At 44.3% G+C, this 16,781-nt stretch carries 14 protein-coding genes; 3 read left to right on the top strand and 11 right to left on the bottom strand.

The window, feature by feature from the left end:
• Positions 1–23: 23 nt before the first annotated feature.
• The 8 genes from C7R92_RS02860 to C7R92_RS02890 form a co-directional block, all read right to left on the bottom strand.
• A complete protein-coding gene (locus tag C7R92_RS02860) occupies positions 24–1,235 on the bottom strand; it encodes an alanyl-tRNA editing protein (RefSeq protein WP_106833180.1) in 1,212 nt (403 codons plus the stop codon).
• 82 nt (positions 1,236–1,317) lie between these two features.
• Positions 1,318–1,545 carry a 50S ribosomal protein L7ae gene (locus C7R92_RS02865; protein ID WP_106833181.1) on the bottom strand — a complete coding sequence of 76 codons (228 nt, stop codon included), beginning with the start codon at positions 1,543–1,545 and terminating at the stop codon, positions 1,318–1,320.
• A 97-nt stretch (positions 1,546–1,642) separates the two neighbouring features.
• Positions 1,643–2,926 (bottom strand): glycoside hydrolase family 18 protein, encoded by a 1,284-nt coding sequence (locus C7R92_RS02870; RefSeq protein ID WP_017248973.1) that lies wholly within the window; start codon positions 2,924–2,926, stop codon positions 1,643–1,645.
• Between the two features lie 64 nt (positions 2,927–2,990).
• Complete coding sequence (locus tag C7R92_RS02875) at positions 2,991–3,299, bottom strand: thioredoxin family protein (protein ID WP_106833182.1); 309 nt, start codon at positions 3,297–3,299, stop codon at positions 2,991–2,993.
• A gap of 158 nt (positions 3,300–3,457) precedes the next feature.
• Complete coding sequence (gene lanKC / locus C7R92_RS02880; protein ID WP_106833183.1) at positions 3,458–6,079, bottom strand: class III lanthionine synthetase LanKC; 2,622 nt, start codon at positions 6,077–6,079, stop codon at positions 3,458–3,460.
• A gap of 141 nt (positions 6,080–6,220) precedes the next feature.
• Complete coding sequence (locus C7R92_RS33370; RefSeq protein ID WP_425266658.1) at positions 6,221–6,331, bottom strand: class III lanthipeptide; 111 nt, start codon at positions 6,329–6,331, stop codon at positions 6,221–6,223.
• 400 nt (positions 6,332–6,731) lie between these two features.
• Entirely contained in the window at positions 6,732–7,622 is an 891-nt protein-coding gene (locus C7R92_RS02885) for an NAD(P)-dependent oxidoreductase (protein WP_106833184.1), read from the bottom strand.
• 32 nt (positions 7,623–7,654) lie between these two features.
• Positions 7,655–9,127: an aldehyde dehydrogenase family protein gene (locus C7R92_RS02890; protein WP_106833185.1), complete on the bottom strand. Its 1,473-nt coding sequence runs from the start codon at positions 9,125–9,127 to the stop codon at positions 7,655–7,657.
• 102 nt (positions 9,128–9,229) lie between these two features.
• On the opposite strand from C7R92_RS02890, the gene C7R92_RS02895 reads away from it, so the two are divergent.
• Both C7R92_RS02895 and C7R92_RS02900 read left to right on the top strand, forming a co-directional pair.
• The gene (locus tag C7R92_RS02895; protein WP_106833186.1) at positions 9,230–11,353 is read left to right on the top strand and encodes a helix-turn-helix domain-containing protein; all 2,124 of its coding nucleotides are present in this window, start codon (positions 9,230–9,232) and stop codon (positions 11,351–11,353) included.
• A gap of 311 nt (positions 11,354–11,664) precedes the next feature.
• Complete coding sequence (locus C7R92_RS02900) at positions 11,665–12,822, top strand: GNAT family N-acetyltransferase (protein WP_106833187.1); 1,158 nt, start codon at positions 11,665–11,667, stop codon at positions 12,820–12,822.
• Between the two features lie 54 nt (positions 12,823–12,876).
• Here the strand turns inward: C7R92_RS02900 and C7R92_RS02905 are convergent, their stop codons facing one another.
• Entirely contained in the window at positions 12,877–13,881 is a 1,005-nt protein-coding gene (locus tag C7R92_RS02905) for a phosphotransferase enzyme family protein (RefSeq protein WP_106833188.1), read from the bottom strand.
• Positions 13,882–14,013: 132 nt separating this feature from the next.
• On the opposite strand from C7R92_RS02905, the gene C7R92_RS02910 reads away from it, so the two are divergent.
• On the top strand, positions 14,014–14,751 hold the full coding sequence (locus C7R92_RS02910) for a MerR family transcriptional regulator (RefSeq protein WP_106833189.1): 738 nt from the start codon (positions 14,014–14,016) through the stop codon (positions 14,749–14,751).
• A gap of 81 nt (positions 14,752–14,832) precedes the next feature.
• Here the strand turns inward: C7R92_RS02910 and C7R92_RS02915 are convergent, their stop codons facing one another.
• Both C7R92_RS02915 and C7R92_RS02920 read right to left on the bottom strand, forming a co-directional pair.
• Positions 14,833–15,852 (bottom strand): serine hydrolase domain-containing protein, encoded by a 1,020-nt coding sequence (locus C7R92_RS02915; RefSeq protein ID WP_106833190.1) that lies wholly within the window; start codon positions 15,850–15,852, stop codon positions 14,833–14,835.
• A gap of 27 nt (positions 15,853–15,879) precedes the next feature.
• Entirely contained in the window at positions 15,880–16,704 is an 825-nt protein-coding gene (locus C7R92_RS02920; RefSeq protein ID WP_106833191.1) for a MerR family transcriptional regulator, read from the bottom strand.
• Positions 16,705–16,781: the final 77 nt, after the last annotated feature.

Here is a 16,781-nt window from a genome sequence, read left to right on the forward strand (position 1 = left end):
TCCTTTTATTCAATCAAATGTATTTACATGAGTGAGGCTTCCAGCAGTTTGCGAGCATGCAGCAATACTTCTTCCGCATCCACTACTGACTGACCGCCACCCTGTGCCATGGCAGGATTTCCTCCGCCTTTTCCTTCAATGACCGGCAAGGTTTCTTTCAACACTTGATTGATGGCTACGTTGACTTCTTGCCCACGAGCAAACACGATTTGCATTTTGTCTTCGGTAGTAGCAGCTAAAAGGCAAATCGCATCTGGCGCCAGAGCAGTAGCGAGCTGTGCGAACTGCTGAAGCTGTTGAATGGTTTTGTCCGTGAAGGTACGCATAATGAGACGAGAATGACCGAGTTGGCTAGCAGCAGATAGTTGTTGATTGACTTCCACCTCTAAGAGCTGCTTATCCACTTCTGCCAATTTTGCCTTCAAGGTGTCTCGTTCTGCAAGGAGGCGTTCCGTCTGTGCGATCAATTCCCCTTCATTGGTAGCGAGCAGCTTCGCCGTATCACGAACGACAGCTTGCTTTTGGTTGTAGTCCCGCAAAGCTCGCCAGCCACAGATGAATTCCAGACGAATGTTTCCGCGATGCCGCTCCCAGCCCAAGATCTTGATCATCCCGACTTCGCCCGTACGAGCAGGATGTGTTCCTCCGCATGGGTTGTAATCAAACTCAGGAATCATCACGACACGAATGTTTTCAGTAACGGTCGGCTGTTTTTTCAAGGGCAGCGTTGCCAATTCCTCGTCATCAACGAACCGCGCTATGATGGGGTGGTTTTCCAGAACAATCTGATTCGCTCGCTTCTCTACCTTCTCCCATACATCTGTTGTCAACTCATCTAGTCGTACATCAATGGTGACACGTTCTTTGCCCAAGTGAAAGGCAACAGTCTCCGCTTGCACGACTTCCAGGAAGGACGCAGATAAAATGTGTTGGCCAGCATGCTGTTGCATATGATCGAAGCGACGGTCCCAATCGATGTGCCCCGTTACTTCCGCTATGCTTTCAGATAAGGGAGCTTCCAGTCTATGGCGAATTTCGCCTTCTACCTCTTCCACATCTACCACACGAATCTCTTCCAATACGCCCAGATCGGAAGGCTGTCCACCTCCCGTAGGGTAAAAAGCCGTTTGATTTAGTACCACGTAAGGTGTCCCATCTTGCTCGACACCAGCCCTCGTCACCTGGGCCGAAAACGTTCTCGTATAGGCATCCTGATAATAGAGTCTGTCGTCCATCGTTACTCCTCACTGCATGGAACCATGGTTCCAGCCTGATTCTCCCACTTGGGGGCAAAACAAAAAAACGTATGTATAAAACTTAGCCAAACAAGTGATCCATTTGTTTTTCGCGCTCTTGGCGCTCCTCTGGGCTTGCCAAGTCATACTTTTTCAATAAATGAAACAGCTCATTTAGACGCTCTTGGCTGAGTCCGCCATTCAACTGATTCTTGAATTGACTCACACGCAACTCCGACAGATATGGAGCTTGTTCTGCCAGTTTTTTGAGTACGTCCTCATGGCTGTGATCCAATTTGCATTCTCCCATGATTTCTCCCCCTTTTCCTTACTGCCATCTTCATCATACCATGATTTTTCATTCAAAAAAAAGGCGTACAACCCGCGATGGAATGTACGCCAGATGACTATGCACGCTTACGGACGCGAAAGTTCTCCTCGATCAACAGCCAATTTTGCGGAAATGGCAAACCGAGTTTCCAGTAGCTGACGCCTCTCAAACCAAGTTGTTTAACTAGATTGAACTTAGCTTGGATCGACCGCGCATCCTCAAACCACACCTGATGCTGCTTGCCTTGATCATCGGTGTACGTAAAAAACGGAGCCTGTGCGCGATAGTCATACCGGATCACTGCATTATGCTGCGCAGCCAAAGCAATTGCGGCTTGTGGACTCAGAGCTTTCGCTGTCGTTCCTCGCTCGTACGGTAAGGTCCAGTCGTATCCGTACAGGTTTTGGCCCATCAAAATTTTCTCGGCTGGTATTTCGGTAATAGCGTACTGTAAAACACGCCGCACCGGTCCGATCGGAGAAACCGCCATGGGAGGACCACCACTATAGCCCCATTCATACGTCATGATCACGACAAAATCGGCAAGTGCTCCTATCGCTTTGTAATCATGGGCGGAATACCATTTGCCAGCTTGCTCGGCACTCGTCTTCGGTGCGAGCGCAACAGACATCATCAATCCTGCTGCATGTATACGGTCCCTTGCTTTTCGCAAGAAGTTCGCGTACGCTTCTGCACCTGTTGTGGGCAATGCTTCCAGATCAAAATGGATATCCCCCATTCCCAGCTCACGGGCGGTCGCGAGAATATTATCCAACAATTTGTTCTGGAGCTCTTGATCGTTCAGGATGAGTGCTCCCAGTTCCGTACTGAACTGACCTTTTTCCAAATTCGTCACGACCATCATAAGTAGTACTTGGTTTTCTTTTGCGATCGCCGGAAAATTGTTCAGCGTTGGTCGATCGAGGGTGCCATCCCGTTTGATACGAAAGCTGAACGGTGCCAAATACGTCAGATGAGGGGCAGCCGTCCGAACATCCGCTTCCATCGCTGGTGGGACAGTGCGGCGCGGTTCCACATATGCATTGAAATCAGCCGCTCGTCTAGGGCGAGGCGGGATATAAAGCTTTTGCCCGACTTGTAGCGGTTTATAGGGAGAAATCCCATTGACGCGAGCAAGCTCTGCTGCGCTGATCTGGTAACGCTGACCGATGGTATACAACGTATCTCCTTGTTTGACCCAATAGTAGCTTCCTACAATCGGGATCACCATCGCCTGTCCGGTTGCCAGCTTATTGGGATCTGGCAATTCATTCGCCTTGGTGATCGCTTCTGCCGTCGTGCCGTACGTCTCGGCGATGCTCGCTAAGGTTTGTCCTTCTTCCACCACGTGGATTTGCATACGCCTCCTCCTTCGCATTTCTTCTCTCTCTGTCATATTCATGGCGAAGGAAATAGGTGTATGTCTAGGCCAGAGGTTTCAGTACATCGTATAAAAATCCAACGGACTGGATGGCATAATGGCGTTCCAACAATTCATTTCTGTGAAAAATAAGCAAGGCGGGAACGCTGGTCACTTGCCATTGTTCTGCCAATGCATGCGCCGTATTAATGTTGATCTGATACAGAGGAACGGTAGGTAATGTTTCTTGCATGATGCCGAGCATACGTGCTGCGAGCTTGCAGGTCCCACACATCGGTGTATAGACAAAAAGAGCGAACGACTCCTTTTCTGGCAGGTATTGGATCAGTTCTGTTGAGGTTAGTTCTTGCAAGTCGTATCTCTCCTTTCTGCACATTGGACATGATACAGGATCTAAACAACCTTTTTCTCTTTCGCAAACCAAAAACGACAGTAACCAACCATAAGGTAGCACTGTCCATTTGGTACTCTTATACAATTATGGAACAAAGCCAACCACTACTCTACGCCTCATTGCTTGATTGTAGTTGGTGCGGCATTTACACATGCTACATCTTGGCTATATCTTGTATTTTTATAAAAATCATCGATATTTATTAATGGAAGCCAATATAATGGGTTATCTTTCAATATCCCCTCTAAAGCTAGTATAATACCAGAACTCCCTGTTTGAAAGTCATCAGATAAACGATAACAAAACTGCCCTGGAAATAAAATATGATTTTCCTTAGGAATTAAAAATAGACGTAACAATTCAATTACACAATCTTTTTTGATTGTATACGCAGAATCACTTTTTCCTAGGAGAGGCGGTATTATCAAAAAGCTTCCAGCGCCATCGTAAAGCCCCCCGCTTATGCTACATCTAACACGATATAAATTCGTAATTAAGCTCAATTCTCTTTCGTAACGTTTTTTATCACTAACATGATTTAGGTATACGATTGCTATTCCTATGCCTAACGATCCCCCTGAAAGGTAAGGTAATAAGCGATTGGAGTCATCAATCGTTTGCAATGTGCTTTTGTCTTCTTTGGTTTTTTCTAAATCTTTATCAATGCATTCGATAGATTTCAAGTAATAATTTTCCTTTTTGGTGACTGCATACAAAGCCGAGTAAAACAACGAGACTCCAGACCAACCATCCATTATACCGATTGGAATCCCGGCCCAATCCTGAACTTTTAACTCTTTCTTCTCGCTCATAAAAGTATCAATGATACTCGCTACAAATATTGCTTTATCCAGAACACGTTCATCTTTTTCTTCTAAATAAAGACTAACGAACCCAAGACCTATACCTGACAATCCTGACCTTAAAGATAGATCAGACGAATTAAGATTTATGTTTGCAAAGATGTTCAATGCTTCTTTTTTATAACCGATTTCATACAATGTTGTCCCTATGCCTGCTTTACCTGTTAATAATCCACCTTGTTCAATAGAATCGATGTTTTTCATTAATTCATTTTCAATCCAATGGTTTATATTCTCACTCACAGTACCAGATCTAAAAAATGCTAGCGCAGCTCCAGTGCCTCCATTTTGTACATTGTATTTCCCTGCTTTGCTTTCATATTGCCTGATATCACCATGAATTAATTTTTCGCTAGGAACAAAATTTTTCTCAATACCATTTCTGAGACCTTCAATAATGGAGGAAATATCCTTTTTCATCGCATTTTTATTTATGGCATGCGACCTATTCTCTTCTCCTATAAATGATAAATGTTGATTACATTTTTCCCTTATCATTTTTACAAATAGTAGAAAATCCTCTCCATAAACCTTTTCAATCCATTGATCTTGATAATAAAACATATCAGAATCAATATCCTCGATTGGTCCAATTGGCAATAAGCAATGTCGTAGGATTTTCTTTATTGCATACCAATCCCTCTCTCCGTTATTTTTATTACGGGGATGAGAGAATCCGTATGTTTGCAGTGTAGGCTTTCCTTCAGAATCCTTAGGTCGTGCTGTTTCAAAGTCAATCAGAGTCACGTTTAAATCTTCGGATATGATGATATTTACTGGTTGTAAATCTCCCATTCCTACACCATTTTTATGCATTTCTTCAACAATAGACACCAATTTAGTAAGAATATTATGTATTTTGTCCTTATAGACTTTGATATCACCATTATTAATAAAAGGGTAGTTCGCTACAATCCAGGAATCTAAGTCCATTCCATCCACATACTCTTCCACAAGAAAACTATGTTTCCAATGTGTAAAGTAATCTAGTATATTTACAATTCCATCTACTTTCGATAGCTTTGATAAAGCATCAAGTTCGATTTTTTGTCTTTCTAATGCATCAACTTTTTGACCATCCAATCCTGATTTTGGCCTTGCTTCTTTAATAATGACTTTCTTTTTATCTTTCTTCCTTTCTGTTACATAGATTCCTCCACCATTCGTAAAGCGAAGTGCAGTTTGAAATTCGTATTCTTCAAATTTATTATTTTCTACTTCAGCCTCAATAGATGTGGTATTTAAAGTATCTAAATACTGATCAAATTCTTTAACAAAAGAAGGTACTTGATAGTAAGGAACTCTTTCGTCTACAAGCAATTCACCATTCTCATCTTTTATGCATAGTTCGCCTTGTTCGTTGAATATCATTGCAAATCCACCATACCTATAGTAAACATTGCTGTTTTTCCAACACTTGTCACTCAGAATGTATGGACCACTCTCAAAAGAATGAAGGGTGGTATATAGTAGATCTAATAAATGTAAAAAATCATCATCACTAGGAGGATAGATCGTAATGAACTTTCCCGAACTTGCTCTATTTGCGATCTTTGAGTTTGAAGTGAAATAATCCCATTCGCTTGCAAGATGTTTGAAATAGACTTTACGTTCAACCAATATATGACTGACCTTCTGTAAAATCTGTTCTGCATTATCAAGTGTTGCACTAATATGGATTTTCCAACCTTGAGCTTGCAAGGATCGTTCTTTAAACTTGTACATTTTCCATACAGAATTTTCTTCCCTGCTAACTACACAATCATCTGATAAATTCGTCACATTAAATTCTCTCTCAGTAACGATTGATTTGTTAGGAGTGAAATATTTCGAGTTTTCATGTAAATAATCATAATAAACCATGTCTGCCTTCATGATATACTCTCCTCTCATAAATGATTTATGTACCTCTCCCAATAATTTGTAAGCTACATCTTATGTATTCGTCTCAATCAAAAGGACCTAGTTGAAGTTAGCCTTCAACTAGGTCTTCTCTGAAGAAGCACTTAACAACCATTACCCCCATGGCCAATGGCAAATGTTACTATACAATGACCACCTAGCAGCTGCTTCACTTGCCTCGTTTTGAGGAAGTTTTTGTAAATTCAGTACTTGATTCATTATCATTCACCTCCTTCCAAAATTTAGATGAAATGTCGTGACTATTATTTTTCAAATCTATAAAGCTTGTACTATATTAATGCTCCGGTCCTCATCGGAACTAAAATTCTAACCACCTTTAAATCCAATCCATATTACATATTTTAACAATAAGTGATATTATTGTCAAATAAATTCAAAATCTGCGATATATTCAGAAAATTTCTCGAATAGCTGATGGTACCTATATAAGGGCTTTCCAGCGCCACTTGCCCCACAATAGCTGTCACTCGGTTACAGAAGATTCTTGGAGAGTCACCTCTACTGAGTTTTTCATCTTTTATTTGGGGAAGAGAAGCCTACGAAGATAAAAAGTAGACTACAAGCAATAGTTGCTGTAGTCTACTTTCTCTTTCAGATTCAACGCTTAACGCGCAATCGTTGTATGAGCCAACTCCTCCGTCACGGTACAGACGGCACTCGAATCCCAGCTACCCTTGCCTTGTGCTTTTGCTGCCTCATACATTTGCGCAACCGTGCCACCAACGAGAACAGGCACTTGTTGTTCACGTGCGGTTTGCGCATAGAGCTGCAAATCTTTGTGCATATGATCCAATGAAAAGACAGTATTTTCATACGTACCGTACAAGATGTTAGGCCCAAAAACGGAGAGCACACGATTGTGGGCAGAACCTTTGTCCATGACGGCTGCCAGCTTGTGTGGATCGACACCTGCTTTTGCACCGACACTGAACGCCTCGCCCAATGCTGCTGTGATGACGGCGACGACAGAGTTGTGGCAAAGCTTCGCCACTTGTGCAGAGCCAGATTCCCCCAGATAAAAAATTTCCTTTCCAATTGCCCTGAGATAGTCCATGATTTCTGGAAGCTTTGTCTCATCTCCGCCGACCATAATGGTCAACGTTCCGGCCACAGAACCCGCAGGTCCTCCACTCACCGGACAATCGTAGTAGTAGATCCCTTTTTCTACGCCGTGCTGATTCAGACGTTTTGCTGTAGCAGGATCGATCGTACTTGTATCAAATACGAAACTGCCCTCCCCTAATGATAAGTAAAGCCCGTCCGCACCCAGCATAACTTCCTCAACAATCGCAGGACCTGGAAGCGAAGTGAAAACGACACGTGCTACGCTACCCACTGCCTGTGGAGACTCGACGACTATCGCTCCTTTTTCCTTCGCCCAAGCTTTTGCTGCTGGACTTGGATCATAGGCATACACGTGGTAGCCTTTTTGCAACAGATTGCAGACCATCCCTTTACCCATTGCACCGATGCCGATTACACCAATCGCTTCCATCTTCGCTCCTCCTGCTTTTCCTATACTTATACTTATGGCCGAATATAAACCGTTTTGGTCTCGACGTAAAAATCGAGCGCTGACTCCCCTTGCTCTCTCGGACCCAATCCAGATATCTTTTTGCCACCAAACGGAAACTGTGATTCAAAATGAGTCGACGGCATATTAACATGCGTGACACCTGACTGAATGCCTTTGACAAATTGGAAAGCTTTTTGTAAATCGTTCGTAAAAATCGTGGAGGACAAGCCAAATTCAACCTGGTTAGCCACTTGCATGGCATGTTCGAAAGAATCCACATCGATCACGGCGATCACAGGGCCAAAAATTTCTTCGTTGGCAATCGTCATCTCCTGCGTAATGCCGGTAAATACCGTCGGCGCGACGAAGTAGCCCTGGGCGAGATCACCTTCTACGAGGCGCTTACCCCCGCATTCCAATACGCCACCTTCTTCGATCCCCTTTTGTACATAATGAAGATACAAATTGAGCTGATGCTCGTCCGCTACTGGCCCGTTATGATTGTCTGGATCGAAACCATTCCCGATTTTCAAGCCCTTCGCTCGCTCGATCAATTTTGCTTTTACTTGTTCAGCTACTTCGGGAACAACCAATACGCGACTAGTCCCTGTACAACGTTGGCCATTATCGAAGAATCCACTCAGTACAATGGAATCGATAGCGAGGTCAATATCAGCGTCAGCGAGAATGATCGCCGGATTTTTCCCGCCCATCTCTGCCTGAATCTTACCTCCTCTGGCTCCAACTGCTCTCCCCAAAGCAAGTCCCACTTCCGAAGAACCCGTAAATGAAATCCCTTTGACCAGTGGATGATTCGCTAATTCATCACCGATGACCGCACCCGGTCCTGTTACCAAATTCACGACACCACTCGGAACGCCGCTTTTAATCAGGAGCTCCATCAGCTTTACGCTAATCAAGGAGGTGTTGCTCGCTGGCTTGAACACAACTGTATTGCCTGCGAGGATAGCTGGGACGATCTTCCACAAGCCAATCCCCAATGGGAAATTCCATGGCGCAATAATCGCGAAAACCCCGATTGGCTCTCGCACCGTGTAACCAATTACCCGTTCATCAAAGGAAGGCACCGTTTGACCTGTCAAGCGTGTGGCTTCCCCAGTCAACTGCTTCATGGAGGTGATTGTCTTGGCGACCTCGCCTCTCGCTTCCCGCAATGTTTTTCCGACTTCACGAGTGATCGTTTCTGCGAGCTCTTCTTTGTGTTTTTCCAATAAGTGAATGAGGGAGAACAAGAATTCTCCACGTGTGGGAGCGGATTTTTGTGACCATTCACCAAAAGCATTGGCAGCAGCTTCAATGGCAGAACGCGCATCCAGCCCGTCCGATTTTTGAAAAAAACCGAGAACCTCATTCGTATTGGCAGGGCTCGTGCTTGGGAAAACCTGTCCAGTATGGCTCGTCACCCAAGCTCCATCGATGTAGTTATTGTAGGTTGCTGTCAAATCGTCTCCCACCTTCCGCATCTTATAGGGTTATTGTATATAGTAAAAATTATGAATACAATGTATATACAGACACTTATTTCCAACTATTAATGTGTATTTCTCTACATGGAGGACACGTGGATGAATTCATTTTCGCTCCTGCTTGAAAAGCTGCATGAATGGTTTGGCGATCGGCCTTTTTCGATCTGGTTCCAATTTTCGCGTGATCGACATTTTCGGCATATTTTCTCTTCTTTTCATGAAAACACTACCAAGAATATTCCCCCTATGACAGTACCTCTCTGTGACAACGATGCTAGCCACATGCGTTATGCATATGCCCAACAGATGTACCGTTTTTTCTACGAAAAGGAAGGACAAGCTGTTATTTGCCTTTCGCATAAAGCAAGCCAACCGCCCATCCTTACCTCTGACCAGTGGGAACTTTTGTGGTTCGGGATTCGCCTGTTGTTGGCAGAAGAAAAAATGACAGCAAAAGCGGAGGAAAGCAAGAAACTCTTTGAAGGGATTCGCTCGATATCTGCTACCCTTGACGTTCACCAAATCATCCGTGGCATCATAGGTAACGCACTGGCTGTTATCCCGGCTGCAGATGCAGGTCTCTTGCACTTGTATGATCCCTCTATCGACCTTTTGATTCCGAAAGCGACCGTCGGTTTTCATGATACGGTGTTCAAAGATCTCAAAATGCGGGTTGGCGAATCTATCGCGGGCAAAGTGTTTGAGGACGGAATCCCACGCATGTACAAAACCAGCCAAGAAACAACCCACGCGATGAAGGACATCTCTGCTGACAACTTTCACTCCCTGAACCACGCCAAAACATTGCGAGACTTGAATGGGTTGCTATGCGTTCCGATATCACGTGAAGAAAAGCGTATCGGCGTGCTAGTCCTACATCAGTTTCATCAAGAAAATGTGTTTACGGAGTACGACCTCGACCTCCTCCAAGGATTCGCAGACCAAACTTCCATCGCCCTGCAAAATGCCGAGCTCTATGCAGAAGTCAAGCAAGCGTATGAGCATATGGCTGCCATTAGCGTCCAACTGCAAGCCAAGCACGATGATTTGATACAGCGCAACCATATCCATGAATCCATCAAGCAGTTGTCCTTGCAAAATAAAGGGGCGGAAACAATCGTAAAAACCCTCAGCAAAATGACAGGACATTCCATCTATTTTGCCGATTGGCTTGAGCAAAAATTGTATCCTGAAAAGAGTGCTTTATTTTTTAGCTGGGATGAACTGTATACATTGCTGAACAAAAGAAGACAGCCTGTTTCTGTCAAGCTGTACTCTCCCGATACTGGTGACAATCAATTGTTCTGTTTGTATCCGTTGATCAATGGAAGCATCTTTCTCGGAGGTCTCATGATTCCCTTAGACGAACGCGGGCTATCTGATCTCGCACGAATGACGGTCGAGCAAGGGAGTGCAGTGCTCATACTCGATTTAGTGAAAAAGCAATCGATCAGCTCCGTGCTATACAAGCGAGCACATGATCTTTTTCAAGAGCTGATCGCAAGCAAAGGCAATGAACTGATTGACCGCGCTCGTTCGATGGGGTTACAGCCGCAAGCAAAATACTACGTGGTTTATGCCCATCTGACGCAGTGCCACGATCTGGCCTTGCTAGAAGCAAACATTCATCGGCTCATTACTCGTTGGAAATGGGAGTTCAGTAAAACTCAGATGTTTGTCTACGGCTTCCATAACCATGTCACCCTCCTCATCCGGTCTCTCGGCTCCCGAGATGGCAAGGACATCCGGGAGAGGCTGCAGCAGGCGTCTTATGAGTGGGAATTGGGCAAGGAAGCATCGTTATCAATTGGCGTGGGAAGTATGGCAAGCGGGATTGAACAAATCAGCAAAAGCTACGAAGAAGCCAAGAAAGCCGCTCACTACTTGACCAACCGCAGCCGTTTTGGTGTGGTGCACTATAAAGACCTGGGTGTCAATCGCCTCATGCTGAACCAGAGTCAGGACGATATTGATGCATTCATTCAAGATGTGTTTGCCCCTTTCTGGCAAGACCCGGAAAAATATCAGGAATGGGAACAGACGATCATGGCCTATATGAAATGTAGTCAATCTCCTCAATTGACCGCCAAAGAGCTGCACATTCACGTCAATACTTTGTATCAGCGGTTGCGCAAAGTCGAAGAGCTTCTACATATCGATTTGCGAAATCCCGAAGACTTGCTGAAATTACAGCTCGCTTGTCATTTGCGCCAGGAAGGATAAATCGAAAAAGGCAGGAGTAGCTTTAGACGGGAAAAAGTCCTAGGTTGGTTTACCATAATTTCGTTATGTAAATTATCACTTCATGTAATTCGTGAAAAAACAGACGCGTATTTCTCTCTTGTAATATTTGGATAATCATGCATAATGAACATGGGGGCATCAGGCACCAGACACCCCAGAGATTCGCGCCCTACTACAGGTAAAGGAGTGATGATGTTTTGGATTCGCAAAAACAAATGGAAAAGCATATGAGAGGTTCCAAACGATAATTTCATCCATTCTCTCATATGCTATGGGAGGAAATGAACGAAATGTTTGCTCAAAAAATGGTTCAAGGAACGGAACTCACAACCGATTGCTTCCATAACGCGACCAATCTGTTCGAAGCGTTGAAGCATCATGTATCCATCAAAGGGGTCATTACAGGTGTTATTCCTGGTAGAGTATTCCTGTCAAATGACGCGAGATCAGCCTTGTTGACAAGCCCCCAAGGTATTTTTCTAGGAGGCAGTGTTGATAATCCCCTCTTCTTTGAAGAAGTGAATGCATTGCTTAAAGAGGAGCTATTACCGCAGCTTGCTGCTGATGAACAGCTTGACTACGTCCTGTTTTATCCTACTGATGAGAAGTGGGATGACATTCTAGATATCGTGATGAAAGATATATTACCCATGAGAAGCGGCCGAATGATCTTTACACACCATCTACAGGATCTATCCCCTCCTGCTGACGATTATATTGTCCCGATAGACAGTACCTTGTTGAAGCGTAAAGAATTGATAGGTCTTGAGGATGTTATCGATGAAATAGCAGAGAACTGGCCATCTATAGAAGCCTATGAAAACAAAGGCTTCGGTTGTGTCGCGATTCAAGATACCGATGAGGGGCCTACCATTCTTAGTTGGTGCATGACGGATTGGGTAGTAGAAGACGAATGTGAATTGGGTATAGAAACCGATGAAGACTATCGGAGTAACGGATGGGCTAGAAAGACAGCATTGGGTGCTCTCTCACTCGCCAAACAACGCGGAATCAAAAGAGTGGGATGGCAGTGCTGGTCAAATAATATAGGTTCGCAGCGAACAGCCTTGTCTGTCGATTTCGAGCTGCTCGCGGATTTTCCGGTTCTGTTCGGTTGGAACCTTCCTTTAAACAATTTCCTGGTCAACGGCAACCACTATATGCGTGGCGATCTGAAATATGGAGTGGAAAAAGACTACGCCCGCGCCGCATGGAGTTATGCCCAAGCACTTGATAAAGGCTGGGATTGGGGTGGCGATCCGGCCTTGTATTGGAATGCTGCTTGCTTGTTCTATCTGAATGGTGAAGAGGACCGTGCAAAGCATTACTACAAAAAGGCTATCGAACATGGCTGGGTAAGCATTCACCACCCGCATTATCATGATTATGTGTACAGAGAGCAGGACAGCGATCAGATCGCTCGAATTCTTGCTGAATCAATAATCTAATGGAAATGGCCGCCGTTTTATCGGCGGCTTTTTGCTGAGCTCACCATTTTGCCTCTATTTCTCTACCTTTGAACGAAAAAGAAATGGCTTGCCGTTCAAGTAGTTTTTGATCATAGGTATTGCATAGAGCTGTTCTTCTTTTAGCCCCTCGGTTTCCCTAGGGTCAGGAGCATGATGACTATAATTTTCAATCATGACCATCACCGTGAAGCTCTCAAGTGTGGGGAGCCAGTCCCCTTCTAGTTTCCGCAAACTCTCGTAGCCTTTTATGACTAGCTCTCTTTGTGCAGGATATATACCCAAAAGGGTATGGGCGATATCATAAAGATAGTAACCAAACCCACATCTTCCAAAATCAATCGGACGAGGATCTCCGTTGTAAAAAACGATGTTACCTTGGTGCAGATCGCCGTGAATGATTCCGTAGTTGCTGCTATTCTTGTCCATTTTGGCAAGACAAGTGAGTATTTTATCCGCCGCCAATTCATATAGCTCGAACTCTTCGTCTGTCAGAAATCGTTGGTAATGCTCCTTCAAACGAGTCATGGACTCCTTGAAGCGATCCTCTCCCCAGATCGGACGAGCAAATTCAGGGGTCAATCGGAAATCCTGGGATACTGTATGAAGCTTTGCTAGCAAGACGCCCTCTTTGTAAACTTGGTCTTCCGTAAGTTCATCATCAACATGCTCTCCTTCGACCCAATGCATGACGGTTACGAAGACACAGTCACCATTCGCAAGATCAATGCTCACTGTCTTGGAACCATTGCGGCACGCTATTCCCATTGGAATCGCTACCTCTATTTTTTCATGCAAATAGCGGAGCCAGGCAAGCTCGGAATCAATTTCATTTCTGTTCTTGTTTCCGTGAATACGGAGTAAATAGCTACCATCCTTCTCTGTTTCTATCACAAACGTGCAAGTGTCGGACAGTTGGTTGAAACGAATCTGTTCCCCATCCAAGTCGTATTCGTGCATTGCTTTTTGTGCGATTTGCTTGGACTGGGCCACTACGTTCTCGATGTCATCTTCAGAATCCAACTGAAATAACCTCGTCATGCGAATCCCCCATCCAATATATGGTTCATATGCTTACATTCGTTTGATTTTCGCCATACTCCTCTTTTCTTTTTTTCGCTTGACTCCAACCTAAGGTCAGACTGCAAACTCATTTTCAGGAGGTGAATCGCCATGTTGTATACCGTTAACGAGGTAGCCAAACTGTCTGGTACCACAATCAAGACACTGTACCATTATCAAAAGATTGGCTTGCTGATGCCCGAAATTGTTACAGAAAATGGATACAGATATTATGGTGAGAATGAACTCAAGCGGTTACAACAAATCTTGTTTTATCGTGAGCTGGATTTTTCGTTGGACAGCATCAAAGCTGCACTTGATCACGAACCAGACAGACTTCGTTGTTTATCTGAGCAGCAAGCGATGTTAAAGGCACGCCAGCTTCGAATGGAGCGCATCTTGCTTACTTTAGAAGAAACGATTCGACACGAAAGGAAGAGAGGAAATATGTCCACTGAGAAAATGTTTGATGGATTAAACGAAGAAGAATGGAAGCAGGCATTCACTCAACAAAATGAGCATTTGCAGGAAGCCTACGATTTTCAATTGGATACAGAGAATCTGGACGTAACTTCCATGAATGAAAAAGCTGCCGAAGCGACTGCTTTCATGACATTTATGGCAGAGGCGTTGAAAAACAACAAAAGTATTGATGATGAAACGGTTGTTTCTGCAATCGATAATCATCTTGCTTTTTTACAAAAAGGCCATCCGATTGATGCGAGAGCTTTTGCGGAGCAGTCAAGGTTTTTCCTATCAGATGAGTTCCACCGCACTATGTTGGAAGAACAGCAAACGGGATTAAGCTACTACATTTGCATTGCTGCCGAAAATTTTGCTTCCAAGTAACGTATAGTTAAACGATCGTTTAACAGTTAAACCGGGTGAGCTGCAACTCCCCGGTTTTTTGTTTCATTCCTATCTGATGCCTTAGATTACCGACTCGATAATATGCTCCTTGATTAGCGTCCATCGATCCCGAGGATTCGGCATGAATTCCGATGCAATGGCTACAACGAGGTTTTTTTCTGGGATGCAACAGATAACATGACCGCCATCGCCCATTGCTGCGTATGCAAAAACACCGTCCTCTGCACGCAACCACCATAGATACCCGTATGGATTGGGGGTCATTGCTATTGATTCATCTATCCAAGCCTCTGGAATGATCTGATGATTGCCCCAACAGCCACGATTCAGATAGAGCCAACCAAAACGTGCCATGTCACGGGGAGTTAACGTGAGACCCCATCCTCCTGTGGAGTTGTTAGTTGGATCCTTCACCCATCCTCTCACTTCTTTCCCGAATAAATCTTCAAATGCAAACGCCTTCATTTCATAATCCGGGATTACTTCCATACCGATGGGTGTAAACAAGCGTTCGTTGGCGAATTCTCGAGCACTTTTTCCTGTGCTGCGCGTGAGGATGGCTGAAAGCAGATGCGCCCCAGCGTTCGAATACTTAAACGCTCCAATCTCTCCCTTTTGCCCGAGCATATCCAGGGTATAGGTTACCCAATCGGACTGCATACACATCTTGTCCAGTGGTTCGTGCCAGTCCTCAAAAGGATAGGGGGCTGTCATCGTAAGGAGATGGCGAATGGTGATTTCTTGTTTTTGCGTATCCGTATGATCGGGTGTATAATCTGGAAAAAATTCTAGCACCTTTTGGTCGACATTTTTGATAAACCGTTCCTCTATGGCAATACCAATGAGAGCCGATAGAATACTTTTCGTTACAGACGCTACATGGTGCTTATCTTTTGGTCCATAGCCATGATAGTAGCTTTCATGGGCGATATACCCATTTCTCACAATCACGATCCCATTTATGTTGCTGTACGCGGCTTTTATGAGAGGGTCTACCTCCGCTAGTTTTTCAGCGTCTATGTTCAAGAGGGCCGGATCTACTGCTTGCCATTCTGTAGTGGGCCAATCGCTTCTTTGCATGATAATTCCCTCCTCTACAAGAGAATGTCATTTTTTTCTGACTGGAAAATACACCTCCGTAACAAGCTCCTCAGGAACACTTGCTTGATCGGCTGCGGTTACATAGACTTCGTAGGGTGATCTCACCAATTCATAACCTTCATTTTCTACCCATTCCCGCAATCTGGCATATACCGCAGTCAATTCTGAATAAGGGCCCTTACATACAGACTTTGCACAAATTCCCCCAGGTAGATCTCTTGTTCCCTTTACAGCTTCCGCGACCGGAAGCGCAAACTCGGTATCATTTCCTGCGGGATTGAATTCAGGGCTATGATAGATCGTCATCGGCGTACCGAGCAAGGTGAGCTTTTCAGTCGCAATCCTTTCATACAGCTTACTGAAATATTTTCCATATCCTGTTGCATAATCATCAATCGTCATCATCTGACGTATAGAAAGAATATGGATCAGCTGGGTCTCCACAAGCTGTACTTCTATGTTGTCAAGGTATGACATCATGGGGATACCCTGCTCGATTTTGGAAAGGTCATGATTCAGTTGTTTTAAGGTATAGTCCAAAGCGTTTCGTTTTTCATACATCTCCCTTTGCTTGCGAAGAAGGGCGGAAACAAGCTTCTCTTCCGACTGATCTTCTTCCCATTTCAAAATGGCTTTTATTTCGTCCAGCGAAAAATGATACGATTTCAAACGGTTGATGAAGATCATCTTTTTCAGTTGCTTGATGGAATAATACCGATAGCCATTTTCAGGATTAATCTCGTCCGGGTTCATTAGTCCGATTTCAGCATAATAACGAAGCGTTTTGGTAGACACTCCACATATCTTTGAGAATTCTCCGATTGATAGCACAGGCTCACCTCCCTTGTTCATTCCTTATCGATATTCTACTTATACCCCTTCCCCTAAGGGCAAAGTCAACTGCAAGT

The organism is Brevibacillus porteri (assembly GCF_003013475.1).
GTDB classification, from domain to species: domain Bacteria; phylum Bacillota; class Bacilli; order Brevibacillales; family Brevibacillaceae; genus Brevibacillus; species Brevibacillus porteri.